The organism is Acidovorax sp. LjRoot204, from assembly GCF_056175785.1.
Map to the genome: position 1 here is coordinate 65,619 of NZ_JBGFFF010000004.1, position 26,782 is coordinate 92,400.

28 protein-coding genes are annotated in these 26,782 nt (G+C 67.3%); 9 read left to right on the forward strand and 19 right to left on the reverse strand.

The window, feature by feature from the left end; all coding sequences use genetic code 11:
- Positions 1-11: 11 nt before the first annotated feature.
- The 15 genes from AC04MI_RS01730 to mnmG form a co-directional block, all read right to left on the reverse strand.
- A complete protein-coding gene (locus AC04MI_RS01730) occupies positions 12-1,097 on the reverse strand; it encodes an alpha/beta fold hydrolase (protein ID WP_436076632.1) in 1,086 nt (361 codons plus the stop codon).
- A gap of 6 nt (positions 1,098-1,103) precedes the next feature.
- Positions 1,104-2,066 carry a hypothetical protein gene (locus AC04MI_RS01735; protein WP_056056992.1) on the reverse strand — a complete coding sequence of 321 codons (963 nt, stop codon included), beginning with the start codon at positions 2,064-2,066 and terminating at the stop codon, positions 1,104-1,106.
- A gap of 20 nt (positions 2,067-2,086) precedes the next feature.
- Positions 2,087-2,704: a penicillin-binding protein activator LpoB gene (lpoB, locus tag AC04MI_RS01740; RefSeq protein WP_056742439.1), complete on the reverse strand. Its 618-nt coding sequence runs from the start codon at positions 2,702-2,704 to the stop codon at positions 2,087-2,089.
- 42 nt (positions 2,705-2,746) lie between these two features.
- Positions 2,747-3,154, reverse strand: coding sequence for a YcfL family putative periplasmic lipoprotein (locus AC04MI_RS01745; protein ID WP_056056988.1), 408 nt, complete (start codon positions 3,152-3,154; stop codon positions 2,747-2,749).
- Between the two features lie 35 nt (positions 3,155-3,189).
- Positions 3,190-4,728: a COG3014 family protein gene (locus AC04MI_RS01750; RefSeq protein WP_436076633.1), complete on the reverse strand. Its 1,539-nt coding sequence runs from the start codon at positions 4,726-4,728 to the stop codon at positions 3,190-3,192.
- Between the two features lie 337 nt (positions 4,729-5,065).
- Positions 5,066-5,809, reverse strand: a complete 744-nt coding sequence (locus AC04MI_RS01755; protein ID WP_056056984.1) for a class I SAM-dependent methyltransferase — start codon at positions 5,807-5,809, stop codon at positions 5,066-5,068.
- Positions 5,810-5,821: 12 nt separating this feature from the next.
- Positions 5,822-7,177: a hypothetical protein gene (locus tag AC04MI_RS01760; RefSeq protein WP_436076634.1), complete on the reverse strand. Its 1,356-nt coding sequence runs from the start codon at positions 7,175-7,177 to the stop codon at positions 5,822-5,824.
- A 237-nt stretch (positions 7,178-7,414) separates the two neighbouring features.
- Positions 7,415-8,332: a ParB/RepB/Spo0J family partition protein gene (locus tag AC04MI_RS01765; protein WP_099731631.1), complete on the reverse strand. Its 918-nt coding sequence runs from the start codon at positions 8,330-8,332 to the stop codon at positions 7,415-7,417.
- 42 nt (positions 8,333-8,374) lie between these two features.
- Complete coding sequence (locus AC04MI_RS01770; protein ID WP_056056978.1) at positions 8,375-8,671, reverse strand: cupin domain-containing protein; 297 nt, start codon at positions 8,669-8,671, stop codon at positions 8,375-8,377.
- Positions 8,672-8,696: 25 nt separating this feature from the next.
- Positions 8,697-8,972, reverse strand: a complete 276-nt coding sequence (locus tag AC04MI_RS01775) for a hypothetical protein (RefSeq protein ID WP_476496945.1) — start codon at positions 8,970-8,972, stop codon at positions 8,697-8,699.
- On the reverse strand, positions 8,969-9,511 hold the full coding sequence (locus tag AC04MI_RS01780) for an RBBP9/YdeN family alpha/beta hydrolase (protein WP_436076635.1): 543 nt from the start codon (positions 9,509-9,511) through the stop codon (positions 8,969-8,971). The genes AC04MI_RS01775 and AC04MI_RS01780 overlap by 4 nt, the downstream gene beginning before the upstream one ends.
- Before the next feature lie 34 nt (positions 9,512-9,545).
- A complete protein-coding gene (locus tag AC04MI_RS01785; protein WP_056056973.1) occupies positions 9,546-10,358 on the reverse strand; it encodes a ParA family protein in 813 nt (270 codons plus the stop codon).
- A 24-nt stretch (positions 10,359-10,382) separates the two neighbouring features.
- Positions 10,383-10,997 (reverse strand): LysE family transporter, encoded by a 615-nt coding sequence (locus AC04MI_RS01790; protein WP_288851757.1) that lies wholly within the window; start codon positions 10,995-10,997, stop codon positions 10,383-10,385.
- 117 nt (positions 10,998-11,114) lie between these two features.
- Positions 11,115-11,792, reverse strand: coding sequence for a 16S rRNA (guanine(527)-N(7))-methyltransferase RsmG (gene rsmG / locus AC04MI_RS01795; RefSeq protein WP_436076986.1), 678 nt, complete (start codon positions 11,790-11,792; stop codon positions 11,115-11,117).
- A 2-nt stretch (positions 11,793-11,794) separates the two neighbouring features.
- Complete coding sequence (mnmG, locus tag AC04MI_RS01800; protein ID WP_436076636.1) at positions 11,795-13,780, reverse strand: tRNA uridine-5-carboxymethylaminomethyl(34) synthesis enzyme MnmG; 1,986 nt, start codon at positions 13,778-13,780, stop codon at positions 11,795-11,797.
- A gap of 327 nt (positions 13,781-14,107) precedes the next feature.
- Here mnmG and AC04MI_RS01805 point away from each other — a divergent pair, with 327 nt between their 5' ends.
- From AC04MI_RS01805 to gstA, 6 genes are all read left to right on the forward strand, one after another.
- Positions 14,108-14,704: an NADPH-dependent FMN reductase gene (locus tag AC04MI_RS01805; protein ID WP_436076637.1), complete on the forward strand. Its 597-nt coding sequence runs from the start codon at positions 14,108-14,110 to the stop codon at positions 14,702-14,704.
- A 12-nt stretch (positions 14,705-14,716) separates the two neighbouring features.
- Complete coding sequence (locus tag AC04MI_RS01810) at positions 14,717-14,983, forward strand: YkgJ family cysteine cluster protein (protein WP_110960602.1); 267 nt, start codon at positions 14,717-14,719, stop codon at positions 14,981-14,983.
- A 177-nt stretch (positions 14,984-15,160) separates the two neighbouring features.
- The gene (locus AC04MI_RS01815; protein ID WP_436076638.1) at positions 15,161-16,039 is read left to right on the forward strand and encodes an RNA polymerase sigma-70 factor; all 879 of its coding nucleotides are present in this window, start codon (positions 15,161-15,163) and stop codon (positions 16,037-16,039) included.
- 224 nt (positions 16,040-16,263) lie between these two features.
- Positions 16,264-16,722, forward strand: coding sequence for a carboxymuconolactone decarboxylase family protein (locus AC04MI_RS01820; protein ID WP_436076639.1), 459 nt, complete (start codon positions 16,264-16,266; stop codon positions 16,720-16,722).
- Between the two features lie 248 nt (positions 16,723-16,970).
- Positions 16,971-17,744: a class II aldolase/adducin family protein gene (locus AC04MI_RS01825; RefSeq protein WP_056742476.1), complete on the forward strand. Its 774-nt coding sequence runs from the start codon at positions 16,971-16,973 to the stop codon at positions 17,742-17,744.
- A gap of 116 nt (positions 17,745-17,860) precedes the next feature.
- On the forward strand, positions 17,861-18,469 hold the full coding sequence (gstA, locus tag AC04MI_RS01830) for a glutathione transferase GstA (RefSeq protein ID WP_260665763.1): 609 nt from the start codon (positions 17,861-17,863) through the stop codon (positions 18,467-18,469).
- Between the two features lie 112 nt (positions 18,470-18,581).
- Here the strand turns inward: gstA and AC04MI_RS01835 are convergent, their stop codons facing one another.
- Positions 18,582-19,808 carry a YbfB/YjiJ family MFS transporter gene (locus tag AC04MI_RS01835; RefSeq protein ID WP_436076640.1) on the reverse strand — a complete coding sequence of 409 codons (1,227 nt, stop codon included), beginning with the start codon at positions 19,806-19,808 and terminating at the stop codon, positions 18,582-18,584.
- Between the two features lie 169 nt (positions 19,809-19,977).
- Here AC04MI_RS01835 and AC04MI_RS01840 point away from each other — a divergent pair, with 169 nt between their 5' ends.
- Positions 19,978-21,081, forward strand: coding sequence for an alkene reductase (locus AC04MI_RS01840; protein WP_476496947.1), 1,104 nt, complete (start codon positions 19,978-19,980; stop codon positions 21,079-21,081).
- A gap of 104 nt (positions 21,082-21,185) precedes the next feature.
- Here AC04MI_RS01840 and AC04MI_RS01845 read toward each other — a convergent pair whose 3' ends face one another.
- The 3 genes from AC04MI_RS01845 to AC04MI_RS01855 all read right to left on the reverse strand — a co-directional run bounded on the left by AC04MI_RS01845 (position 21,186) and on the right by AC04MI_RS01855 (position 25,975).
- Entirely contained in the window at positions 21,186-21,773 is a 588-nt protein-coding gene (locus tag AC04MI_RS01845; RefSeq protein WP_476496948.1) for a hemerythrin domain-containing protein, read from the reverse strand.
- Between the two features lie 154 nt (positions 21,774-21,927).
- Complete coding sequence (locus tag AC04MI_RS01850; protein ID WP_444824944.1) at positions 21,928-23,595, reverse strand: methyl-accepting chemotaxis protein; 1,668 nt, start codon at positions 23,593-23,595, stop codon at positions 21,928-21,930.
- 118 nt (positions 23,596-23,713) lie between these two features.
- Complete coding sequence (locus tag AC04MI_RS01855) at positions 23,714-25,975, reverse strand: heavy metal translocating P-type ATPase (protein ID WP_476496950.1); 2,262 nt, start codon at positions 25,973-25,975, stop codon at positions 23,714-23,716.
- Between the two features lie 167 nt (positions 25,976-26,142).
- Here AC04MI_RS01855 and AC04MI_RS01860 point away from each other — a divergent pair, with 167 nt between their 5' ends.
- The gene (locus tag AC04MI_RS01860; protein WP_056742486.1) at positions 26,143-26,349 is read left to right on the forward strand and encodes a heavy-metal-associated domain-containing protein; all 207 of its coding nucleotides are present in this window, start codon (positions 26,143-26,145) and stop codon (positions 26,347-26,349) included.
- A 42-nt stretch (positions 26,350-26,391) separates the two neighbouring features.
- Positions 26,392-26,782, forward strand: a 391-nt coding sequence (locus tag AC04MI_RS01865) for a MerR family DNA-binding protein (RefSeq protein WP_476496951.1), incomplete at its 3' end; no start/stop codon positions are given.

A 26,782-nucleotide genomic window follows, 5' to 3' on the forward strand; every position in this document is an offset into this window, starting at 1 on the left:
GTTCCAGGCGCTCAGCGCTGCAGCGGGGCGCACAGCCCGCCCTGGGGGGCGCGTGCCCATTGTTCCAGCCAGGCCCAGACGCGCTGCACGCCATCTGCCGGGTGCTCGCCGTCTGCCACCCGCTGTTGCAGACCATGGTCTGCCCCCGGGAGTCGGCGTACGCACCAACCGGCAGGTGAACGCGGCGCCGCCCGTTTCGCAAACCGTTCGTAGGCCTGCGCAGGCACCAGCACATCTTCAGCCCCCCACACCTGTAACACTGGCCAGGGGCTGTCGATGAGCGGCTGCGCCACTGGCCAGTGCCACAGGTCGCGCCAATAACCCAGGCTGCGCCCTTGCACTACCACGCTGTCGTGGGGGGCCCCTGCCACGAGCTGCCCCAGCGCGGTCCAGTCGCCCTCTGCACCCATGCGGCGGGCTTGCAGTGCCCCTGCCTCCTGGGGGTCCAGGCCGCTGGCCCCAATGAGTACCAGACCAGCCAGATGCGGCACCTCAGGGGCCAGCGCGGGCAGCAGCTCAGCCCCTTCAGAGATACCCACGAGCAGCTGCGGCACGGCGGGCTGGCCCTGGCGCTGCAGTGCATCTGCAAGCAGCGCCGCGCGCGCCTGGGCGAACCAGGTGGAGTGGCGGTCTTGCAGCACAAATGGGTGGGGGCAGTCGGCGGGCTTTGTCTGTGACTGGGGATCGACCCCGGGCTTGTGCAGCACCAGCACCTGCGCGTGCAGCAGGCCGGCAAAGTAACGGTCCGCGATGGGACCCATGCCCGCGCAGCCCGAGCCAGGGATGACGATCACGCGGTAACGCAGCGGCGCGGTGCGCTCCGCGCGCTGCAGGGTCTGGAGCACGGCACCGCCCACGCCCGGCATGGCCCGCTGAATGAACCCTGCGTCCTGCGCTGGGCCCTGCTCGACGGCGATCCCTTGAAGGTCTGCCTGTGCCGCAGCCGCGCCTTCAGGTACGCGCGGGGCCGTACAACCCACCAGCGCCATGGCCAGGGCGGCAGACGCAAAAAAGGCCAGCACAGGGCTGGCCTTGGGCAGGGCAGGCACCGCACGGGCCGGGGCCCGCGAGGGCTGCGGGTGCACGGTGGGACGCACGGCGGCTTACTTGAGGATCAGCACCTGCTCGGGCTGCTGGGGCTGCGGCACGGGCATGGGCTGGCCGCCTTGTTGGTAAACCACCGGTGGGCGCACGCCGCGCGCCAAGTTGGCGTCGGTGTAGCCCAGTTGCACCGCGAGCTGCTGGTACACGTCCTGCGCCAGCGACAGCGAGGTTTCGCGCATCACCTTGGCCCGGTTGGGGGGCGCAATGTCGCCACGGATCGACAGGATCTTGGTGTCGTTGCCTTCGCCCTGGGCGGAGAACGCGGCCTTGATCTCGTAGGTCTTGGTGTTGATGAGCGAGAAGTCGGCCAGCAACTGCAGGCCGTACTGGCGCGTGGCGCTGGTGGTGCCCTGCAGGGGCGAGAGCGCGTCGGTGAACTCGATGCTGGACACCACGCCAAACAGCACGTAGTCGGCGCCGTTGAACTCGCCCTTCTTGATGCGGGTGATCACGTCGTTGACCTGGGGCTGTGCCTGGGGCGTGGCCATCTTGCCGCCCTGCACCTGGTTGAGCACCTGCTCGGCCTTGCTGGGCTGGGGCTTACCGGCGTCAAAGCCCTTGCCCTGCACCAGACGGAAGTACGTGCCCTGCAGGATGGCGCCCTTGATGTCGTTGGTGTAGCCGCCCAGCTCGCGCTGCTCGATGTAGCTGTAGCGCCCGGCCACATAGGTGCCGCTGGCCTGCTCGGACGCCTGCATGGACTGCTGGCCGGAGTACGAGCCCCCGCCGCCGTACATGCCATGGCTGTGGCTGCCGCCCTGGCTGCCCTGGGCGCTCATCTGGCTGCTGCGCTGGTAGGTGCCGGCCATGAAGTATTCGGACACGCGCTGGGCATAGGCCAGGTCGGTCACGGCGATCTTGGGCGCGGCGCCGGGCTGCTGCGCCTGCGCGCCCGTGCCCCAGGCCAGCGTGGTGGCCGCGATCACGGCCAGGGCCGTGTGGAGGGTGATTCTGCGTTGCATGGTGTTCTCCTTGGGGCAGATCAGCGCTTGCTGGTCTTTCTGATTTCTTTCTCGTCCTGCCACTCGATCGTGCCTTCCTGCACATCAAACAGCTTCAGCGTGAACTTGTAGTACACGTCCTTGGTGCTGTTGTTCTGCTTGACGATGCTGGTCAGCTCGCCTTCCATGCTGTACTTGGCGGCGGTCATCTGACCGACCTTGGCGGTGGTGCCCTGCTTGTACAGGCCGCTCTGGTTCTGGCGCTGCAGCTCGTCCACACCGGCCTGCATCTCGTTGATGGAGCGCACAAAACGCACCTTGCCGGACTTGACCAGCGCGGTCTGGATGGAGTTCATCACGTTGGTGGTGTCGATGTACTCGCTGGTCTTGTTCTTGACGGTGGAAATGGTCACCGTGGGGCGGCCCTGGAAGATGCCGGTTTCGAGCAAACCGCCGGTCATCTTCTCGGCAATCATCTGCAGGTCGGTGGAACCGAACTCGTTGGTCACCAGCTCGACGGCCTTGGCGTCGCCGTAGTTGACCTGGCGGTCAAAACGCACGGTGGGGGACGACAGGTTCTGGCAGGCCGACAAGGCCAGGGTGCTGGCCGCAAAGGCCAGGATCAGCGCGCTGCGCTGGATGCGGTTCTTGGTGTTCATGTTGGTTTACTCCTCACTCAAACAGGGATTGGCGCGGCGCGATCAGCGCGGCTCCACATTCATTTCCAGGCGCAGGTCCACGGCAGCGCTGGTGGGCGCCACGCTCTTGACGGTCTGCTGGCCCAGGCCCAGCACGCTCATCTGCTTCCAGGACTCGCCATCGCCCACCTGGTTGCCCACGTTGTCCAGCCACTTGAAGCGGTAGAACACGGTGCGGTCGGTGCGGCCCATGTTGGCCATGTCGGCCTGCACCACCAGGATGTCGTTCTTGCGCACGATGCGCATCTCGCGCACGGCGATGCTGTTGGCCTCGCCTCGCAGCGCCACCTTGGCCGCCACGGCCAGCGGCGTGGCGGGGTCATGCAACTGGGCGCTGGCGTTGCCAGCCAGGGTCATCAGGGCCGCGCACAGCACTGCAGGGATCGCGGCGGGGACAAAACGGGTTCTCATGCCAGAGGCTCCTTGAATGGGGTCAGAAACAGGGGTCAGTTCTTGGCAGCCGCTGCAGGCTGGGCGGCCGTGGGCTTGACGGTGGACGAGGGCACGGTGCGGGCGCGGTTGTTGTTGGTGGTGCGCACCGGGGCCGCGGGGGCCGCTGCTGCGGCAGGAGCCGGCTGGGGTGCGGCCGCCACCGTGGGCAGCTGGCCCAGCATGGCCACGTCGCCGATCAGCACGCTGTTGTCGTACATGCGCAGGGGCACCAGAGCGTACTGGCCGTCGATCTTGATCGGCTGGGGCAACTGGCGGCCATTGATGGTGACGGTGTGCTCGCCAGGGGGCAGGTAGCCACGGGCCACATACACGCGGCCGGGTAGCATGCGCCACAGGCGGTCGTCAGCCTGCTCGGTGGCCACCGAGGCAGCGGCACCGATGATGCCGCCGATCAGACCGCCACGCTTTTGCAGCTCGTTCTGCAGCACGCCCTTGGCCACGGCGCGGGTGAAGCCACGCAGCACCATGCCAGGCATTTCATCCTTGAGGGCACGGCGGGCCATCACGTTCACGTCCACCACTTTTTCGAGCTTGAGGTCGGTGCCAGCGGCCGACACCACCGTCAGGGGTGCGTCCTTGGAAGGCTCGATCACAGGGTACGAAATGCTGGCGGTGACCAGGCCCCGGCCGGTGGGCACGGGGATGGTGAAGGCCTTGGGCTTGCGCGCGGGGGCGTCGCCGGCTTCGACGATGAAGAGCACGTCGGTCATGCGCTGGCGGCGCTTCCAGGTGAAGCCGGTGCGGTTGTCCAGGCCGCGCAGGCCTTCCTCCAGTACGGGGGCGTCGGGCTTGAGCTCGATGGCCTTGCGGTAGCCGGGCGCGGCCAGGCCGGGCTCGTTGAGCATTTCGTACAGGAAGCCGGCCAGGTAGTGGCTCAGCGCGTTGGAGTAGCCGTTCTTGAGCGCCAGCACCTCGGGGTCGTTGAGGGTCTCGACGGGGTAGCCATTCAGCTCCTTGCCACCCGATGTGGCGCCCTTGGACTTGGCTTCTTCTTCAGCGGCCAGGGTTTCCTTGGCACGGAACTCGGCAATGATGGCTTCGCGCTCGTGGGTGCGCTTGATGTCCACGCGGGCGTTTTCAAAATCACCCACGGCCATGCGGTTGAGCGCCAGGCGCGTGGTCAGCCATACCTTTTCGTAATCCTGGCCTTCATAGACCTTCAGGCGCTCGCTCACCAGGGCGGCGCCCACGGTGCCCATCAGCTTGGAGGGGTTGGTCTTGGCGGTTTCTTCCCATTCCTTGACCTTGTTGTCGGCCAGCAGGAAGGCGTTGGTGCTGTCGGGATAGCGGCGGTCCATGCGCAGCAGCTCGCCGCGCTCCATGTTGAAGAGCAGCGCCGTTTTTTCTTCTTCGGTCTTGGCCGTGCTTTCCAGGCTGGCCAGCGCGGCGGGGATGCCGCCACTGCGCCCGGCGGTCTGCATGTCGGTGGCCAGCTTGTCATGGCTCTGCATGGTGGCGCAGCCGGTGAGGGCCGCGCTCAGTGCCAGGGCCCATAGCAGGCGCGGACGGAAACGGGGTGGGTGGGCGGTCATGGATGCTCCTTGCAGATCGGTCGGTTGCTCACCAGAAACACCCCGCGCTTACCACGCGCAGCCGTGCAACAGCCCCGCCAGAGGGAGGGTGCTGTGAATACGGCGTGCGTGCGTGGTGGAAGTCCGGTCAAGGCGGGCGCTGGCAGCCCGTGCGCCCCCTCCCGGCGCGGATACGTGCTGTGTGCGGCCCCCTCTGGCTGTGAGTTTCTTGGTTGTTGTGTATGGGGTTGTAGCCAGCCGCGGAATGTAGCAAAAGCTTGTATCTTTTCTGTAACCGTGTGGGGCCGGTGACACAGACGGACACAGGGGCCAGCACAGTGGGAGCATGGTGTGCATGTCATCCCTCCTGCTGCTGGCGCGGCATGCGGTACAGCCACACCACCCGCCCGCCGGGCGCACGCAGCTGGACGCTGGGCAGCCAGCCGGGCACCGCAAACTCCAGGCTGACCAGCCACGCGCCAGGCGCCAGCTCAGCCTGGGCCTTGGCGGCCGCGCGGGCCATGCTCTCGGGCCGCTGGAACAGGTACACCATCTGGTAGGCGCTCCAGTCGGCCTTCCACATGTCGGCACGCTGCACCCGCGCCCAGGGGCAGCGCAGGGCGCACAGCAGGCGCAGCGGCCAGCTCCACTCCAGCCCGTCGAGCTGGGCGGCAGGGTAGGCATGGCGCAGGGCCTTGAGGCCATCGCCCAGGCCACAGCCTGCGTCGAGCACCCGCGCACCCAAAGGCAGCGGCGCCTGCACGGCCAGAGACTGCAGCGCGTGGCGTGGCGTGGGGAACAGGGGCGCATCGCGCCACGCATTGAGCGGGTAGACCAGCAGCAACAGCGACAGCGGCACCAACCACGCCCAGGTGGGCAGGCTGGCCGCCCCGAGCAGCGCCAGCGACAACGGGAACCCGGCGGCAATCAGCCCGCGCCGCCACCAGCTGTCGCCCAGCACACTGGCAGCCGTGCCCAGCAGGCAGGCCACCAGCAAGGCGGCCACCGGTGGAACGGCGCGCTGCAGCGCCACAAAGATCAGCCACGCGCACGCCCACGCCGCCAGTGCGGGCAGGGGCCAGGGCATGCGCAGGGCGAGCATGGTTCTCCGTTCTCAGCGGCCAAAAATGCCGCGCAGCAGATTGACGGGGTTGACCACATTGCCCGAGTCCGTGCCGCCGTCGCCCGCCGGCGGCTGGCCTGCGGGTGCACCGCCCATGCCGCTGGAGTAAGCGCCTGTGCCGCCCGACGGTGCGCCGGGTGCCGCGCCCATGCCACCACGGCGCCCCTGCATCTCTTCACCCAGCATGGCCATGGTGTGCGACTTCACGCGCACGCGCACCGACCATTCAGGCTCCCACGCAGCCTTGGGGTCGGCCGGGCGGGGTGGGTACACGATGTGGCTCTCGCCACCGTAGGCCATCATGCGCAACATGGGCGTGGCATCGCGCCCGCCACCCGCAAAGATGCCCTGCGGGATGGCGCATTGGGTGGTCTCGGGCTGTAGCAGCACGCGCTCCTTGAGCCAGCGGTCGATGGTGGCGGGCGAGAGGTAGTCGAACAGGCCCATGCCGGTGTCCGGCGTCTCGGCGCTGGACCACATGATGAGGTCGTCCCCGCTTTGCGACATGGCGTGCAGGTAGTAGGCACGCGCGTTGCGCACGGGCTGCCAGCTGGTGCCCATGCTGTCCTGCGGCTTGCCGGTGGTGCGCAGGTCGATGGCGGGCATCAGGTCCTGCGCCGCGCCCAGGGTAAATTTCATGGACGCAGGCACGCCGTCGCCACGCACCTGGTGCTCGCCCACCACCGAGCTGTCCCGCGACAGGCTGACCTGGTTGCGTTCGTTGGGGTACAGCGCATAGGCCGGGCCCACGCGCGGGCCCCGGTCCGGCACGGCACGGCCCGCGAAGGCCTGGGCGTAGTCGGAGGGCTTGGCACGTGCCAGATCGATCACGCGGGGCTGGCCCGCACGCACCGCGCTACCGCAGCCCCAGTACAGCAGGATGCGACCCTTGGGCTGCTGTTGCTGGTACTCACGCGGCACTTCGCCCGGCTCGGTCTGCGTGGGCTGGGCACGCGGAGGGATCAGCGGCAAGGACTCGCCCATGCGCATGCCGGGCGGGATGGACTGGCTGGCCTCGACGCCGGGGCGCAGGCTGTTGTGCAAAGCGATATCGATGACGCGCGGCGGCATGATGGACATGGCGCGGGCGTTGCCATACGACGTGTTGCTGCCGCCCCCCATGCCCGGCGCAGCGCCGCCGCCCATGCCCCCCATGAGGCCGCCGAGCATGCCGCCACCACCGGGCAGACTGTCCATCTCGGGCATACCGGCCATGGTGCCGGTGGACAGGTCCATCCACAGCTGCACCTTGGGAGCCTTGGTGTTTTGGGCCTGGGCGCCCAGGCTGGCAATGCACAGGCCAGCGGCCAGGCAGGCGGGGGTCAGGTAGCGCAAAGGGGTTGTCATCAGGTCTGCTCCAGGAGATACATGGATCACCCGGCAAACCATCATGGGCCGCAAAGCAGCGTCGTCGCCGCCCTGTGAAGAGGCCTTGCGGTCAACCCGGGTGTGTTGAACGCAGCGCAGTGTAGGCCCCGCAAGGACGCATTTTGCCCCTGCAAGTTACTTGTGGAAACCGTTTGTGTGCGCTATTTCACGCCATCTTGCGCGGCAACAACGCCGCGCCCCGGAGCGATGAGAGGGTCAGCCGCGCAGGCGGTCGATCAGGCCGTTCAAAGCCTCCAGCGACCCGAACTGGATCGCCAGCTCGCCCATGTCCTCCACCCGGCCGTTGCGCTTGACGCGTTTCTTGACGCGCACTTCGACCTCGGCCATGAGCAGGTCCGACAGTTCTTCTTCCACACGCTTGAGGTCGCGCGACTTTTCCTTCTGGGGCTTTTGCGGCACCAGGCTGAACTCGGCGCCGATCTTTTTGACCAGGGCCTCGGCCTCGCGCACCGACAGCTTCTTGGCCGCGATCTGGTTACCCGCCGTGATCTGCGCGGCGCGGTCCAGCGATAGCAGTGCACGCGCATGGCCCATGTCGATGTCGCCCGCCATCAGCATGGTCTGCACAGGCTCGGCCAGATTCAACAGGCGCAGCAGGTTGCTGGCGGCGCTGCGCGAGCGGCCCACGGCCTGGGCAGCCAGCTCGTGCGTCAGGCCAAACTCCTTGACCAGGCGCTGCAGGCCCTGGGCTTCTTCCAGCGGGTTGAGGTCTTCGCGCTGGATGTTTTCGATGAGCGCCATGGCGGCGGCCGACTCGTCCGGTACATCGCGCACCAGCACCGGCACCTCGGCCAGGCCCGCCAGGCGGGAGGCCCGAAAACGCCGCTCGCCCGCAATGATTTCGTACTTACCTGCGTGTTCACCCCCCGCGAGGCGCCGCACCAGGATAGGCTGCATGACGCCCTGGACCTTGATGGACTCGGCCAGCTCGTACAGCGCGCCCTCGTCCATGCGCGTGCGCGGCTGGTACACACCCGGCACCAGCTCGGAGAGCGGCAGGCTGCTGGGCAGGCCCGCTTCGGCGGCCTGGGCCTGCTCCACTTTGTCTTCGACCTTGGGGCCCAGCAGGGCTTCCAGGCCTCGGCCGAGGCCCTTGGGTTTTTTGGTGACCATGAAATGCGTCTCGCGAAAGGAAAAAGGGAAAGGGGGGAAGAATCAGCGGTCGATGATGACCAGCGTGCCGTGGCTGCCGGGCGCCACGGCGTGGGGCACGCCAGCGGGCACGATGAACACCTCGCCCGCGTTCACCTCGGTGACCTGCCCTTGCAGGGCGAGGCGCATGCAGCCGTCCAGCACCAACAGCGCTTCGTCAAAGTCGTGCGATTCGTCGGGATAGGCCGCGTCGTCCATGCGCAGCACCTTGACGTTGGCGCCCGCAGCCTGGCCCACCACCGTGGAGTTCCAGGCGCGGGGCAGTTGGTCGGCAATGGCGGGCAGGCTGATCTTGGTCATGGGTCGGCAACAAGGGTTCAAAACATCAACGCGCAGAGCGGCTCGCCACGCGACGCCGCTTGCGACTGCGCCACAGGCGCAGCCACACACCGAACCCGATGGCCAGCAGCACCAGGGCCAGCATGAACTGCCCCAGCGCGCCCACCACCACCGCCCCGCTGGGCAGCAGCCAGGCGAGCACCACTTGCAGCGCATCGAGCGGCCAGTAGAGCGCCACAGGACGCCGCGCCATCGTGGGTGCTTGGCTCTGTGCAGCACCCGCCGTATCCGGGCGCTTGCGCCAAAAGGCCCAGCGGCTCATGCCGGGGTGGCGAGCTGCATCAGCCAGCCGCGCCCCTCGTCCCAGTCACCCAGCCCGGATTCGGCATTGATATGCCCGCGCTCGCCATAGTCCACAAACCGCGCACCCCAGGCCTGGGCCAGACCTTCGGCGCGCTCGAAGCTGCAGTACGGGTCGTTGCGGCTGCCCACCAGCACGGCCGGAAACGGCAGCGGCTGGCGCGCAATAGGCGCCCAGCCGTGGATCTGCGCAGCCAGGTCGGGCCGCTCCACATCGCCCGGCGCCACCAGCAGCGCGCCGCGCACCTTGGCCGCGTGGCGGGTGTGCGCCGCCCACCAGGCGGTGAGGATGCAACCGAGGCTGTGCGCCGCCAGCACCACGGGGCCCTCGGCATCGGCCACGGTTTCTTCCAGGCGCGCAGACCAGTCGCCGCGCAGCGGGCGCATCCAGTCGTGCTGCTCCACGCGCTGGTAGCCGTGCGCGGCCTCCCAGCGGCTTTGCCAGTGGTCGGGGCCAGAGTTCTGCCAGCCAGGCAGCAGCAGGATGTTGGAGGCCTTCATTACTATCAAATTAATAGCTGCCACCGCATACTCTTCAAGCGCCTGCGGCCATTTTGGCCATGGAAGAGGCTGCAGCAGGCATGGTTTGCACGCGCTCGACCATCTCCTGCGCAAACTCCACAAAGGCTTGGCTGCCCTTGGCGGCCGGGTCAAACACCACACCGGGCAGGCCATAGCTGGGCGCCTCGGCCAGGCGCACGTTGCGCGGAATCACGCTGTTGAACACCTTGTCGCCAAAGTGGCCCTTGAGCTGGTCGCTCACCTGCTGCTGCAGCGTGATGCGCGGGTCGAACATCACGCGCAGCAGGCCGATGATCTGCAGGTCGGCATTGAGGTTGGCGTGCACCTGCTTGATGGTGTTGACCAGGTCGGTCAGGCCTTCCAGCGCGAAGTATTCGCACTGCATGGGCACGATCACGCCGTGGGCGCTGCACAGGCCGTTAAGGGTGAGCATCGACAGCGACGGAGGGCAGTCGATCAGCACGAAGTCGTAGTCACCATCGGCCTCAGCCAGCGCGGATTTGAGGCGCTTTTCGCGGTGCTCCAGCGCCACCAGTTCCACCTCGGCCCCGGCCAGTTCGCGGTTGGCGCCCAGCACCCAGTAGCCACATTTGTCCGACAGCACGGCCGCCTCTTTGACGGAGGCGGATTCGAGCAGCACGTCGTACACCGTGAGGTCGAGGCTGCGCTTGTCCACGCCCGAGCCCATGGTGGCGTTGCCCTGCGGGTCCAGGTCCACCATCAGCACGCGCTGGCCGATCTTGGCCAGGCCGGCGGCGAGGTTGACGGTGGTGGTGGTCTTGCCCACCCCACCCTTTTGATTGGCAACGCAAAAGATCTTGGCCATGTGGGTGCTGCAGTTCGTGTGGTGTTATTTGGAGATGGCCAGCTTGATGCCAAAGCCGATCAGGAAGACGCCTGCCACTTTCTCCAGCACGCGGCCGATGCGCGGGTTGGCGCGCATGCGCTCGGCCAGGTGGTGCGTGAGCAGCACGGCGACCAAGCCATAGAGAAACGTCAACGCGGCCACCGTGGCCGCCATCACGCCAAAGGTCAGCATGCCCTGGTGGCGCGCAGGATCGACGAACAGCGGAAAGAACGCCATGTAGAAAACGATGGCCTTGGGGTTGAGCAAGGTGATGAGCCCGGCCTGCTTGAAATAGTGGCGTGGCTCGATGTTCAGGATGGGCTGGGCGCCCGGCTTGGCCGTGACCATCTTGAAACCCAGCCACGCCAGATAGGCGGCCCCCAGCCACTGCACCGCGTGGAAGGCGGTGGGGTAGGTGGCGAGCAACGCAGCCACACCGGCCACTGCCGCCCACATCAGCACCTGGTCGCCCGCAATCACGCCCATGGTGGCCGCCATGCCGCCGCGAATACCGCCCTTGCTGGTGGAGGTGATGAGCGCCAGATTGCCAGGGCCCGGAATGAGCAGGAACAACACGATGGCGGCGACAAAGGCGCCGTAGTCTGCGATGCCGAACATGGTTTCTCCTGGTGCGCGGGAAGGGTGCGACCGAAAGATGCACCCGGGTGAGGAGCCGAGTTTACGCGAGCCCCCTGCCCCACCCGTCGAAAAGTCGGCGCACTGAGGACAGAGCCATCAGGCGGGCTTCATCCAAATGATGCAGCGCTCCGCGTCCAGACCCGGCACCATGAGCTGTTCCACGTGAAACACTGCCACATCCCCAGGCAGCGCAGCGATTTCCTCATTTGGATGCTTGCCCTTCATGGCCAGCCACGCGCCATGGGGTGAGGCCAGTGCGCTGCGCGACCAGGTCACAAAGTCTGGCAACGAGGCAAACGCACGGCAGCTGATGACATCGAACGGCGTGCTCAACGTCTCGACCCGTGCATGCACGCCGTGCAGGTTGCGCAGCTTGAGCGCCACTGCTGCCTGCTGGATGAAGGCCGCCTTCTTGCCCACGGTGTCCACGCAACTCACATCCACATCCGGGCAGCAGATGGCAAACACCACGCCAGGCAAGCCGCCACCCGACCCGACATCCAGCAGCTTCACCGCTGCCACCCCACCCTGCTGCAGGCCCGCCACATGCCGCCGCAGCGGCGCCACGGCGGCCAGGCTGTCCAGCAGGTGGTGCGTCATCATCTCCTGCGGGTCACGCACGGCGGTCAGGTTGTAGACCTTGTTCCACTTTTGCAGCAGCGCCAGGAAATCCATCAACAGGGACACCTGCGCATCGCTCAGGCCCAGCGCCAGAGTGTCGACCCCGGTTTGTAATTGTTGGCGCAGGCTGTCGTGGTTGTTGTTCACCGCCATCGTCATGCCGCCACTTCGCCTTCTGCCTTGGATGGCATGGCGGGTGCCACGGCGAACTCCTTGAACCCACCCTTCTTCAGATGCACCATCAGCAGCGAGATCGACGCAGGCGTAATGCCCGTGATGCGCGAGGCATGGCCCAGGGTCTCGGGCCGGTGACGGGTGAGCACTTGGCGCGCCTCGATGCTCAGTGCGGTGACCTGCATGTAGTCCAGGTCGGGCGGCAGGCGCAGCTTCTCGAAGTGCGCAGCGCGCTCCACCTCGCCCTTCTGGCGGTCGATGTAGCCTGCGTACTTGGCGGCAATCTCCACCTGCTCCAGCACAGGGTCGCTCAAGTCGCCCAGGGTTTCACGTGAAACATCGGCGGATGCGTACTTGCCGCCATCCATGGACATCAGGTTGGCGTAGCCCACATCGGGGCGGCGCAGCAGTTCGAACAGGTTGTATTCGTGCTCGATGCTCTTGCCCAGCACCCGCTCGGATTCAGCGGCAGGCAGGTTGCGCGGGTTCACCCAGGTGGCCTTCAAGCGCTCTGTTTCACGTGAAACCGCATCGCGCTTGCGGCTGAAGGCATCCCAGCGCGCATCGTCCACCAGACCCATCTGGCGCCCTACTTCCGTCAGGCGCATGTCCGCATTGTCCTCGCGCAGCTGCAGGCGGAACTCGGCCCGGCTGGTGAACATGCGGTAGGGCTCGGTCACGCCCTTGGTGATCAGGTCGTCCACCAGCACGCCCAGGTAAGCCTCGTCGCGGCCGGGCAGCCAGGGCGCATCGCCCCGGCACTGCAGCGCGGCGTTGATGCCGGCAAACAGGCCCTGGGCCGCCGCCTCTTCATAACCGGTGGTGCCATTGATCTGGCCGGCAAAAAACAGACCCTGGATCTGGCGGGTTTCAAAGCTGCTCTTGAGCGAACGCGGGTCGAAGTAGTCGTATTCGATGGCGTAGCCGGGGCGCAGGATGTGCGCGTTCTCCAGCCCCGGCATGCTGCGCACCAGGTCGTACTGGATGTCGAACGGCAGGCTGGTGGAGATGCCGTTGGGGTAGAACTCGTGTGTGGTCAACCCCTCGGGCTCCAGGAAGATCTGGTGGCTGTCCTTGTCGGCAAAGCGGTTGATCTTGTCTTCCACACTCGGGCAGTAGCGCGGGCCCACGCCCTCAATCTTGCCGGTGAACATGGGGCTGCGGTCAAAACCGCTGCGGATGATCTCGTGCGTGCGCTCGTTGGTGTGGGTGATCCAGCAGGGCACCTGCTGGGGGTGCATCTGCGCATTGCCCATGAAGCTGAACACAGGCACCGTGCCCTCGTTTACGCCGCCGGGCATGCCGTCTCCGGGCTGTTCGGTGCACTTCGAGAAGTCGATACTGCGCCCGTCGATACGGGGCGGCGTGCCGGTCTTGAGGCGCCCTTGCGACAGCTTCAACTCCTTGAGGCGCGCCGACAGCGACACCGCAGGCGGGTCCCCTGCCCGGCCCGCCGCGTAGTTGTTCAGGCCCACATGGATCTTGCCGTCCAGAAAGGTGCCCGCCGTGAGCACCACGGTGCGGCTGCGGAAGCGGATGCCCACCTGCGTCACGGCGCCCATCACGCGGTCGCCTTCCACCATCAGGTCGTCCACCGCCTGCTGGAACAGCCACAGGTTGGGCTGGTTCTCCAGCATGCGGCGGATGGCGGCCTTGTACAGAATGCGATCGGCCTGGGCGCGCGTGGCCCGCACGGCCGGGCCCTTGGAGCTATTGAGGATGCGGAACTGGATGCCACCCTCGTCCGTGGCCAACGCCATGGCCCCGCCCAGCGCATCCACCTCTTTCACCAGGTGGCCCTTGCCGATGCCCCCAATGCTGGGGTTGCAACTCATCTGCCCCAGCGTCTCGATGTTGTGGGTCAGCAGCAGCGTTTTGCTGCCCATACGGGCAGCGGCCAGCGCGGCCTCGGTGCCTGCATGGCCACCGCCGACAACGATCACATCAAATTCCTGGGGGTACAACATGGGGGTGCTCCGGGGCCCGGGGGGCCCGACATTCAAAACCGCCCGCCCTCCTGCGACGGCCCAACGAGGGCGGGTCGCACGGCGGCGGGATGCATCATTCGCCAGCCATCGGGGCGGCAAGGGTGCAAGGGGAAACCCACGATTTTCCCACCTTTGCATGCTTTTTGTGCAAAGCCCTGGTGACAGCGGTTGCGCCACCCATCCGCAGCGCTACCAGCCCCTGCTGCATTGGGCAGGTGTTTCACGTGAAACAAGCGCCCGCCCCCACACGCCGGAGGGCGGCAGCTTGCAGTATTCCTGCCGCGGCTTTGTGCTCCAATGGCCCGCATGACTACCCAACTTCTCATCTTCGCGGGCAGCACCCGCCAGCAATCCTTCAACCGCAAACTGGCCCACGCCACCGCTGCCATCGCGCGCGATGCGGGGGCCCGCGTCACGCTGATGGAGCTGTCGGACTTCAACATCCCGCTGTACAACGCCGACCTCGAAGCCCAGGGCACGCCTGCCGACGTGATCCGGCTGAAGGAAATCCTCTGGCAGCACCCGGCCTGGATCATCTGCTCGCCCGAGTACAACGGCAGCTACACCGCCCTGCTCAAGAACACCATCGACTGGGCCTCCAGCCCCGTCAAGGGCAACCCCGACTGGCAGGACGGTGGCAAGAGTTTTCGCGACAAGGTCGTGGGCATGCTGAGTGCCTCGCCCGGTGCCCTGGGCGGCCTGCGCTCGCAAAGCCACCTGGCACCCCTGCTGATCAATGCCGAATGCTGGCTGGCGCCCAAGGCGTTTGCCCTGGGCTCGGCAGGCAGCGCGTTTGACGACAGCGGCGCCCTCGTCCAGCCAGCCCACCGCGACCGCGTGCGTGCCGTGGTGGACCAGGTGCTGTGGGGCGCCAGCCGCCTGCAGCCCGCTGGCGGCCAATAAGGCGGCCCGCCCGTGGACTGCCGCCCCGGTTGCGGCGCCTGCTGCACCGCCCCCTCCATCAGCTCGCCCATCCCCGGCATGCCCCAGGGCAAACCGGCCGGGGTGCGCTGCATTCAGCTGGGGGACGATGCGCGCTGCCGCATCTTTGGCCAACCCGAGCGCCCGGCGGTGTGCGCAGGGCTGATGCCCTCTGCCGAGATGTGCGGCAGCAACCAGGCACACGCCCTGCACTACCTGTACCGGCTGGAATCGCTCACGCAGCCGGCCGCACGCCCGTAGCCTGTCTCGCGGGGCCTCGGAGGGACACTGCAGGCGTTTCAAGCCCCAAAGTGAACTCAAGCGCTAGTGCCACATGCACTAGCAGCTATAAAAACGATAGTTCCAAGCCAGGCTGTCACAAACCGCAGGCGTGCGCCGTCTGTGCTTCACTGAAAGCACTCCACCGCCGCCATTGCCATGACCACCTCTACCGACCCCTTCACCACCCTGCGCCCTCGCCTCTTCGGCATTGCCTACCGCATGCTGGGCGTGCGGGCCGATGCCGAGGATGTGCTGCAGGATGCCTGGCTGCGCTGGAGCCGCACCGACGCCAGCACCCTGCAGTCGGCCGAGGCCTGGCTGGTGACCATCGTCACGCGGCTGTCCATCGACCGGCTGCGGGCGGCCAAGGCCGAGCGTGAGGCCTATGTGGGCTGGTGGCTGCCCGAGCCGCTGGTGGAGCTGGACGCGCACACCCCCGAGTCGGCGGCGGAACTGGCGGGCGAGCTGTCGGTGGCGTTCATGTATGTGCTGGAGCGGCTGGGGCCGGAGGAGCGCGCGGCCTTTTTGCTGCGCCAGGTGTTCGACTACGACTACCCCGAGATCGCCGCCCAGCTGGGCAAGACCGAGGCCAGCTGCCGCCAGATGGTGCACCGCGCCAGCGAGCGCGTGCAGCAGGCGCGCACCCGCTTTGAGGTGCCGCAGGCGGTGCACCACCAGTTGCTGCAGCGCTTCATGAAAGCCGCCCAGAGTGGCGACCGCCATGCCATCGAGGCACTGTTGAGCGAGGACGCCCAGCTCATCGGCGATGGGGGCGGGGTGGTGCCCTCGTTCCCCAAGCCGCTGGTGGGGCCGTTTCGCATCACCAACCTGTACTGGGCGGTGTTCCGGCGCCTGGGCGCGCAGGTGGTGTACCGCATGGCGCTCATCAACGGCGAGCCGGGCCTGCTGCGCTATGTGGACGGGCGCATCGAGTCGGCCCAGGCATTTGTGACCGATGGCGAGCGCATCGTGGCCATCTACGCTGTGCGCAACCCGGACAAGCTGGCCGGCATCCCGGCCATGCTGCCGCTGTAAAGACATGGGCATGGCGCCGTCCGCGCAGACCATCACGCGGGCACCTCCGGCGAGTGCGCCAGGGCAGAAAAAACGCAGGCCACCTGTCACAACCCGGCACGGTGCAGCGTCTTGAAGGGTATGGAAGACGGCAGTGTGGCCACACGGTAACAAGGCCACAAGGCTACACACGAGCGCCGTCTTTCACCGCCGTTATCAACACCCTTTCACACCAGGAGTTTTCCATGTCGCAACACAACAGCGCCCGCCTGCCCTACCACCAACTGTCGTCCAAGGCCTTCATGGGCCTGGTCAACGTCTCTGAAACCATCAAGAAAGGCCCGCTGGGCACCCGGCTGGCCGAGCTGGTGTTCCTGCGCATCTCGCAGATCAACGGCTGCGCCTACTGCATGGACATGCACTGGAGCGCGCTCGTCAAGGACGGCGCCGATCCGCGCCACCTCAACGCTGTGGCTGGCTGGCGCGAGGCACCGTTCTTCAGCGAACGCGAACGCGCCGCCTTCCGCTGGGCAGAGATCATCACCGCCACACCCCACAGCGACGCGAGCGATGACGAATACGCCAAGCTGAAGGCCCTGTTCTCCGACGCCGAGATTTCCGACCTGGGCTTTGCCATCGCCATCATCAACGCCTGGAACCTGCTGAACGCGGGCATGCGCGCACCGATTCCACAGGCCGGCTGAGCGCTCGCCGACGAGGGGTACGGGCCGGTGAAGGGGACATCGGCCCGTGGGACCCGCTGCGGGCGCCATGCACCAAAGATTCGGTTTGAAATGGCCGATAGCGCTAGTGAGTCATGCCTCTTTTGCTATCAATAATGAAGCACAAGGCACCCGACACATGGCCGCGGGTGTAGCCTGCCTGACAGACCCAGCCACCGCCCCGCCCTACAGTGGTGTCTTCCCACCCACAACACCGGAGACACCCACCCATGCTCAACATCCCCTCGCTGCAAGGCAGCGTCAGCCCTGAAGAATGGCAGCTGCGCTGCGACCTGGCCGCGTGCTACCGGCTCGTCGCGCTGTACGGCTGGAGCGACCTGGTCTTCACCCACATCAGCGCCAAGCTGCCCGAGTCGGTGTCAGGCCCGGGCGAGCACCATTTCCTCATCAACCCCTATGGCCTCATGTTCGACGAGATCACGGCGTCGAGCCTGATCAAGGTGGACATGCTGTGCAACAAGCTGCACGACTCACCCTTCCCCGTGAATCCTGCCGGCTTCGTGATCCACAGCGCCGTACACGAGGCCCGGCCCGAGGCGGGCTGCGTGCTGCACACCCACACCCGCGCTGGCGTGGCCGTGAGCGCGCAAAAGGGCGGCGTGCTGCCCATCAGCCAGCAAAGCACCTTTGTGCTGGGCTCGCTGGCATACCACGAGTACGAAGGCGTGGCCTTCCGCGACGAAGAAAAGCCGCGCCTGCAGGCCGACCTGGGCGAAGCCAACTTCCTCATGCTGCGCAACCACGGGCTGCTGACGGTGGGCAAGACGATTGCCGACGCCTTCCTGTCCATGTACACCTTCGAGAACACCTGCCGCATCCAGATCGACGCGCAGGCCGGCGGCGAACTGACGCAGGTGAACCCGCAGATCGTGAGCGGCGTGGCCCAGGCCATGCGCGTGCAGACCGGCGGTCTGGGCGGCGCTTTTGCCTGGCCCGCGCTGCTGCGCAAGGTGCAGCGCGACCTGCCCGGATACGACAGCTGACACGACCCATCCCCGCTGCACCACGCGGCGGGCGCCGGGGTTGCGCCCCGGCGCCTGCAAGAATCCGGCGCAGCGCATAGGATCGGCGGTTTCCGACCGTTTTCAAGGACCGATCCATGAAGCTCTACTACTCCCCCGGCGCCTGCTCCCTGTCCCCCCACATCGCCCTGCAAGAGGCCGGCCTGGCCTACACCCCCGTGCTGGCCAGCACCAAGAGCCACAAGCTGCAGGACGGCACCGACTACTACACCATCAATGCGCTGGGCTACGTGCCCGTGCTGGAGCTGGACAGCGGCGAGCGCCTGCGCGAAGGCCCGGCCATCGTGCAATACATTGCCGATCAGGTGCCCGACAAGCAGCTCGCTCCCGCCAACGGCACCCTGGCGCGCTACCGCCTGCAAGAGTGGCTGACCTTCATCGGCACCGAGCTGCACAAGGGCTTCAGCCCCCTGTTCAACCCCGCCACCCCCGAGGAGTACAAGCCCATGGTGCGCGAGCGCCTGCTGCAACGCCTGCAGTGGGTGGATGGCCAGCTCGCCGGCAAGCAATACCTGATGGGCGACCAGTTCACCGTGGCCGACGGCTACCTGTTCACCGTGACCAACTGGACCCAGCCCACCAAGCTCGATATCTCCGGCCTGGCCAACCTGGCGGCCTACCGTGAACGCGTGGGTGCCCGCCCCGCAGTGCAGGCGGCCATGAAGGCCGAAGGCCTGCTGAAATAGGGACACTCCCCTGAGGCGCTGCGGGACGGCCCTTGCTCGGCGTTCCTGGCCTAGGCCCCGCCAGTATCGATTGGGAGCACGTAGCTCGACGCGCGGCCAAAATCCCTGTGTGCTACAGCGGCTTCTGCCGCCACGCCACCAGCGCCCCCACCCACAACGCGCAGGCCGAGAACACCAGCCCGCGCGCCAGGCCTCCAGGCCCATCGGCGATCCAGCCCACCACCGTGGGCCCCACGATCTGCCCGGCCGCAAACACGATGGTGAACGCGCTGATGCCGCTGGCCCACAGCGCCTGCGGCAGGTTGTGCCGCACCAGCGCCGTGGTCGATGCCACCACGGACAAAAACACCCCGCCAAACAGCAGCCCCGAGGCCAGCACCACCGGCCACGCGCTCGTAATGGCGGGCAGGATGGTGCCCACGCCCAGCAGCGCATTCAGGCGCGCCAGGGCCTCACCGCCCCGGCTGCGGTCCAGCAGCCCGGCCCAGATGCGCGACGACAGCACTACGGCCAGCCCCAGCAAGGCGTAGAACAGCGTCACCTCGCCCGCACCCCGGCCCTGCTCGCGCAGCAGCGCCACCACAAAGGTCATGTAGCCGATATAGCCCACGCCAAACAGGCCGTAACCCAGCAGCGCCGGGGCCAGGGCCCGCCAGCGCACGCGGTCGGGCACTGCTGCCTCCGGTGGAGTCCCCGATGCGGCGGCCACAGGTGCAGCCAGCCCGTTCAACACCCGCGCCGGCCACAGCAATGCCACCGTGGCCGCCACACAGGCCAGCGCCAAGGCCCACCAGGCCCAGGTCCAGCCATGCGGCGCGGGCGCCACACCCAGCACTGCTGGCACCAGCAAGGCCGACAGGCTGATGCCCCAGCCCGTGCCACCGTAATACAGGCCCAGCAGCAATCCGTTGTGCCCCGGCACCTGCGCACCCAGCCGCGCCGCGAGCAGGCCCCCGGCAATGAACACCAGCGCACTGGCCCCACCGGCCAGCAGGCGCTGCGCCAGCAAGGGCGTTGCCTGCGTGAAAAATCCGCTCAGGCCCATAAAAACCGTAGCCATCGTGGCGCCCACCAACAGCACTGCGCCCGGGGCCGCACGCCGCAACAGCCAGGGCGTGGCCAGAGCGCCCAGCAGATAGCCCAGCGCGTTCGCCGTGTTCATGCCCCCGGCCAGCGTGTACGACCAGCCCAGGTCTTCGCGCATGGGCGGCAGCAACAGGGCATAGGCAAACCGCGTGATGCCCAGCGAAATGGCGGCGCCCATCGACAGGGCCACGGCGAGCCACAGGCTGCGCAACGGGGAGACAGGGAACGGTGCGGGGGGCGGTGGCAAGGGCATGGCGGTCCATTCTCGTGCAACAGCCCCCGCGCCGCTGGCACGACAGCCAGAGGACCGGGCTAACACAAAACCTGTGCCCTTGTTGACGCAAGTGTGCTGCACGTTTTGCGCTGCAGCATTAAGCTGAAAGGCTGCTTTTCTTGCACACAGCCCTCAGGACACCCTCACCATGACCTCATTGTTTGAACCCACCCGCGCAGGCGACCTTCAGCTGGCCAACCGCATTGCCATGGCGCCGCTCACGCGCAACCGCTCGCCCGAGGCCATCCCCACCGACCTGGTCGCCACCTACTACGCGCAGCGCGCCAGTGCCGGCCTCATCATTTCCGAGGCCACAGCCATCAGCCCGCAAGCCCAGGGCTATGCCGATGTGCCCGGCCTGTACGGCACCGAGCAGCTGGACGGCTGGAAGAAGGTGACCCGCGCCGTGCACGATGCCGGCGGCAAGATCGTGGTGCAGCTGTGGCATGTGGGCCGTGTCTCGCACACCGACCTGCAACCCGGCAACGCCGCACCCGTCGCACCCTCGGCCGTGCAGGCCAACACCAAGACCGTGCTCATCAAGGACGGCGTGCCCACCTTCACCCCCACCTCCATGCCCCGCGCACTCGACGCCGAAGAGATCCCCGGCATCGTGCAGGACTACCGCCACGCCGCGCGCAATGCCATTGCGTCGGGTTTTGACGGTGTGGAAATCCACGCGGCCAACGGCTACCTGATCGACCAGTTCCTCAAGACCGGTGCCAACCAGCGCACCGACGACTACGGCGGCAGCATCGCCAACCGCGCCCGTCTGCTGCTCGAAGTGACCCGCGCCATCGTCGAGGAAATCGGCGGCGGCCGCACCGGCATCCGCCTGTCGCCTGTCACGCCCGCCAACGACATCGTGGACGCCGACCCGCAGCCGCTGTTCGACCACGTGGTGCGCCACCTGGGCCCGCTGGGCCTGGCCTACATCCACGTCATCGAAGGCGCCACCGGCGGCCCGCGCGAGGTGGAAGGCCGCCCCTTCGACTACGCCGCCCTCAAGGCCGCCTACCGCGCAGCGGGCGGCAAGGGTGCATGGATGGTCAACAACGCCTACACGCGCGAACTGGCCGATGCCGCCCTGGCCAAGGGCGCCGACATCGTGGCCTTTGGCCGCCCCTTCATCGCCAACCCCGACCTGGTGGCGCGCCTGAAAACCAACGCACCGCTCAACGAGGTGAACCGCGCCACGCTGTACGGCGGCGGGGCCGAGGGGTACACGGACTACCCGGCGCTCAGCGCCTGAGTCTGCACCGCGCCGGAACGGCCCCATGGGGCCGCACCGGTTGCAGCTGGCGCTGCACGAGCCAGCGGTCGCCTGCCGCAGTCAGCACCAAGCGGCGCAGTCGCTCAGGAGGGTGAGCCGAGCCCGATCGGACTGGGCGCCCGCATGACGATGCGGGTGAAGAGCCGGTCATAGGCCGCGTCGTGCGGCTTGCCCGGGGCCAGCGGGTTGGTGTTACTGGCAAAGGCCGCGTCGATGGCGGTCCAGTCGCCCGGCTGCAGGGTCTCCTGGGCGGCGGGCAGCACCACGGTTTCTTCCAGGCGCATGTGCTCCAGGTAAAAGCGGATGTAGCGCTCCAGCGCCAGCGCAAACGCCTCGCGGCGCGCGTCGCCCATCAGCTCCCAGCCCAGCAGCAGGTGCTGCAGTTCGCGCACGGCGGCCTCGCCGCCCTCATGGTCACGCTCCAGCTGGGCGATGGCCTCGGCCGCCTGGGGTGAGCGCTCGGCCACCCTGGGGAACAGCCACTGCGACTCCTTGGGGTGGTGCTGGCGCTCGGGAAACTCGTCGATGTAGAACAGCATGGCCCGCATCACGTCAAAGAACGCGGCGGGCTCGTCGCCCGGGCCCTGGTCCAGCATCAGGCGCAGCGAGTGCAGCACCGCCGCGAGCGACGCATGCTCTTCGCGAATGGTTCGCAGACTGATCGACGGCATGGCGCACTCCCCAGGTTCAACAAGGCCCCAAGGGTGCCACGCGCGCACGGGTGCGCCCATGACGCAGGTCAATAAACCGCCGGGCAGCTCTGCCCACAAAAAAGCCCCGCAGACCAGGCCTGCGGGGCTCATCGGAAGAAAAGGCCAGGTGTGGTCAGTGCGTCAGGCGCGCCTGCGCGGCGCCTGTTGCCAGCGCCTGGGTTTGCTGCCCTGCATAGGGTGCGGCCACCGCACCGCCGTGGCCGTAGCCGGCTGCCGATTCGGCCAGGCGGAACTGCTGCACCACGTGCGACAGGCGCGCAGCCTGCTCGCGCAGCGACTCGGCGGCTGCGGCGGATTCCTCCACCAGCGCCGCGTTCTGCTGCGTCATGCGGTCGATCTCGCCCACCGAACTGTTCACCTGGCCGATGCCAGCCGACTGCTCGGACGCAGCCGCTGTGATCTCGCCAATGATGTCGCCCACGCGCTGCACGCTGCTCACGATGTCCTTCATGGCCGTGCCGGCTTCTTCCACATGGCGCACGCCGCCGTCCACGGCCGTCACGCTGCTCTGGATCAGGCCCTTGATGTCGCTGGCCGCCGCTGCGCTGCGCTGCGCCAGGCTGCGCACCTCGCTGGCCACCACGGCAAAGCCCCGGCCCTGCTCGCCTGCACGGGCGGCTTCCACCGCAGCGTTCAGCGCCAGGATGTTGGTCTGGAAGGCAATGGAGTCGATCAGGCCGATGATGTCGCCGATCTTGCGGCTCGATGTCGAAATCTCATGCATGCTGGCCACGGCCTGCTGCACCACGCCGCCACCATGGGTGGCCATTTGCGAGGCCGACGCGGCCAGCTGGTTCGCCATCTGCGACGACGATGCCGTCTGCTGCACCGTGGACGTGAGCTGCGACAGCGAGGACACGGCTTCTTGCGCGTTGCTGGCCGTCTGCTCGGTACGCTGCGACAGGTCCTGGTTGCCCGTGGCGATCTCCTGGCTGGCCGTGGCGATGTTGCCGCTGGCGTCGCGCACCTGCGCCACCAGCGCACTCAAGCCCTGCTGCATGTCGCGCAGCGCGCGCTGCAAATCGGCCACTTCGTCCTTGCCCTCGGCAGCAATGTGCTGCGACAGGTCGCCGCCCGCAATCGCCTGGGCCATCTTGCGTGCGTCTTCCAGCGGCTTGCAAATGGAGTTCATGTTCATCAGCGTGGTGGGCACCACCACCACCACGGTGATCAGCACCGCCAGCACAAACAGCCACTTGGTCTGGTTGGACACTTCGCTTTGCTGCGCCACCGACTTGGCCACCTCCGCGCGCAGCACCGAGTCCAGCTCGGCCATCAGCTTGTCGGCCTCGGCAAACTCCGCCACGGCCTTGCCGCTCATGCGGTTGGCAATGGTGGCGGTGTCATAGCCACCCGCCTCCAGCTGGCGCGCCACGTGCGCAAACAGCTCGCGGTAGCTGTCCAGGCGCTTGACGATGTTGCGCACCACCGGGTTGTCAGAGTCCTCCTCGCCTTCCAGGAACTTGTTGGCAATCTTCTTGGCCTTGTCCTGGCTCTCCACCCACTTGGCATGCGCGGCCTTCACGGCTTCGGGCTTCTCGTAGCCAATGATCATGTCCTTCTCGAACTGGCGGATGGCACCCATTTCGCCCCGCAGCTCGGCCATGTAACCCACCTCGGCGAACGAGTGGTCCATGAAGTCCTGGCTCATGTTGTGGATGCGGAACATGCCCAGCATGCCCGCGCCCCCCAGCAGCCCCAGCAGGCCCAGCACCACGCCAATGGCACCCAGCATGCGCAAACGTATGGTGAACTGCCGCATGAGCGAGAAGAGATTCATGATCTGTCGTCCTTGATATAGCTATGCCAATGCGGTCGCCGCACCTCCCCCGAGGCGACGGATTCGCAACAAATCGTTGCAGTTTGCCAGACATCGATGACCGTGCTGTACGTATTTATCACATGCGCCACCGCTTGAGTAGGAGGGCATTCGCCATCACGCTGACCGAACTCAGCGCCATGGCTGCGCCCGCCACCACCGGGTTCAGGTAACCCAGCGCCGCCAGCGGAATGCCCGCCACGTTGTATGCAAACGCCCAGAACAGGTTCTGGCGGATCTTCATCACCGTGCGGTGCGAAATGTCCAGCGCCGCCGCCACCAGCATCGGGTCGCCGCGCATCAGCGTGATGCCCGCTGCGTGCATGGCCACATCAGTCCCGTTGCCCATGGCCATGCCCACATCGGCCGCCGCCAGCGCGGGGGCATCGTTAACGCCGTCGCCCACCATCGCCACATGATGGTGCTTGCCATCAGTGCCCTGTTGCAACGCAGCCACCTTGGCCGCCTTGTCGCCCGGCAGCACCTCGGCCATCACCTCGCCTGCGGCCGGGTCCAGCCCCAGGCGCCGGGCCATGGCCTCGGCCGCGCCCCGGTTGTCGCCCGACACCATCACGGTGCGAATGCCTCGCGCCTTGAGCGCCGCCAGCGCTTCGCGCGCACCTGGCTTGGGCTCGTCGCCAAAGGCCATCAGTGCCCGCAGCGCCAACCCTTCCGTGACCCGCTGGGCCACGGCGGACACCGTGGCGCCTTCGCGCTGCAACGCCTCCGCGCGGTCTGACAACGGGCCCAGTGCCACCCCCAGCTCCTGCATCCAGCGCAGGCTGCCCACCAGGTAGCTCTGGCCGTCCACCTCGCCCTCGGTGCCACGCCCGGGCACGGCGCGCACGTCCTGCGCGGTGGCCACGTGGATCTGCCGCTCGCCCGCAGCCGCCACCACTGCGCGCGCCAGTGGGTGTTCGCTGCCACTTTGCACAGCGGCCACCGCCGCCATCACCGCGCTGTCATCCAGGCCAGGCACCACCTCAAACGCCGTGAGCCGGGGCTGGCCCACGGTCAGCGTGCCGGTCTTGTCAAAGGCCACCGTGTCCACCTTGTGCGCCAGCTCCAGCGCCTGCACGTCCTTGATCAGGATGCCGTGTTTGGCCGCCACGCCCGTGCCCGCCATGATGGCCGCGGGCGTGGCCAGCCCCAGCGCACAGGGGCAGGCAATCACCATCACGGCCACGGCGTGGATCAGCGCCGCCTCCAGCCCCGCACCCATGGCCAGCCAGCCCGCCAGGGTCACCAGCGCCACCACCAGCACCACCGGCACAAAAATGGCCGACACCTGGTCCACCAGCCGCTGGATGGGCGCCTTGGCGGCCTGCGCGTCTTCCACCAGCCGAATGATCTGGGCCAGCACCGTCTCGGCGCCCACGGCCGTCACCGCCATCACGATGCGGCCATCGCCGTTGATCGAGCCACCCGTGAGCGCCGCGCCCACATCGCGCGCCACCGGCAGGGGCTCACCGGTCAGCATGGATTCGTCCACCTGCGTGTGGCCCTCGTGCACCGTGCCATCGACGGGGATGCGCTCGCCAGGCCGCACCACCAATTGATCGCCCACCAGTACCTCGGCCACCGGCACATCCACCTCGCCCTGCTTGGTGAGCAAATGCACCACATCGGGCCGCAGCGCATGCAGCGCACGGATGGCGGCCGTGGTCTGGCGCTTGGCGCGTGCCTCCAGCCACTTGCCCAGCAGCACCAGCGTGACCACCACGGCCGACGCCTCAAAGTACAGATGCGGCACATGCCCCGGGTGGTCTGAGGGCGCCGTGAGCCACAGCCACATCGACAGGCCCCAGCCCGCACTGGTGCCCAGCGCCACCAGCAAATCCATGTTGCCGCTGAGCACCTTGGCCGCATGCCAGCCCGCCTTGTAAAACCGTGCCCCCAGGATGAACTGCACCGGCGTGGCCAGCACAAACTGCACCCAGGCGGGCAGCATCCAGTGCTGGCCGAACAGGTCACCGATCATGGGCAGCACCAGCGGCGCCGACAGCAGCAGGCCAATACCCACGGGTAAAAAGCCGGCCCAGGGCGACAAGTCCTCCGGAGCATCCTCCTGCCCCGCCGCACGCGGCTCGTAGCCCGCATTGCGCACCGCGCGGCGCAGGACCGCCTCCATGGCCGCGGCGTCAGCGCCTACCTGCGTGACAAAGGCAATGCGCGCAGACTCGGTCGCCAGATTGACCGAGGCCTCCTGCACGCCCGGCACCTTGCGCAGCGCGCGCTCCACACGGCCCACGCAGCTTGCGCAGGTCATGCCAGAAATGCCCAGGTCCAGCGAGTGCACAGACCCGGGCGCGGTGTTGAGGGGGGTGGTGATGGTGTTCATGGCCGGGATGCTGATCCTTGACGTGATGGCAAGGTCAAGCATTGATATTGATCAACCCTCACATCATGAGTGTCTTGAGCGGTGTTTGACTCTGCCACGATGTCAAGCTTCAACATTCGCTTCGGTCGCATCCACGGCCACATTTCCAAACCCAACAAGGACACCCCATGGCAACCACCACCACGACTTTCCAAGTGCAGGGCATGACCTGCGGCCACTGCGAACGCGCCGTCACCCAGGCCGTGCAGCAGGTAGATCCCAACGCCCAGGTGCGCATCGACCGCGCCAGCGGCAAGGTGGACGTGGACAGCACCGCCCCCCGCGAGGCCCTGGCCGCCGCGATTGCCGAAGAAGGCTACACCGTCGCGGCCTGAGCGCCGCGCCACCACGCACCCAGAGAGGGCCACACCATGACCATGCCCCATTCCCCCGATGCCGCGCCGACCACGCGCGCCAAGGCCACAGCGCCCCGCCCCATCGCCTGGCCCGTGCCCATCGGCGTCGCTGCCAAGCGCGCAGGCATCTCGGCGCGCATGGTGCGGCACTACGAATCGCTGGGCCTCATCAACGGCGTGGCGCGCACCGACAGCGGCTACCGCCAGTACACCGAGGCCGACGTGCACGCCCTGCACTTCATCCGCCGCAGCCGCGACCTGGGCTTTTCGATGGAAGAAATCGCCGAACTGCTGGGCCTGTGGCACGACCGCAGCCGCGCCAGCAGCCAGGTAAAGCGCATCGCCCAACAACACATCGACGACCTGAGCGAACGCATCGCCCAGATGCAGGCCATGCAGCGCAGCCTGCAAA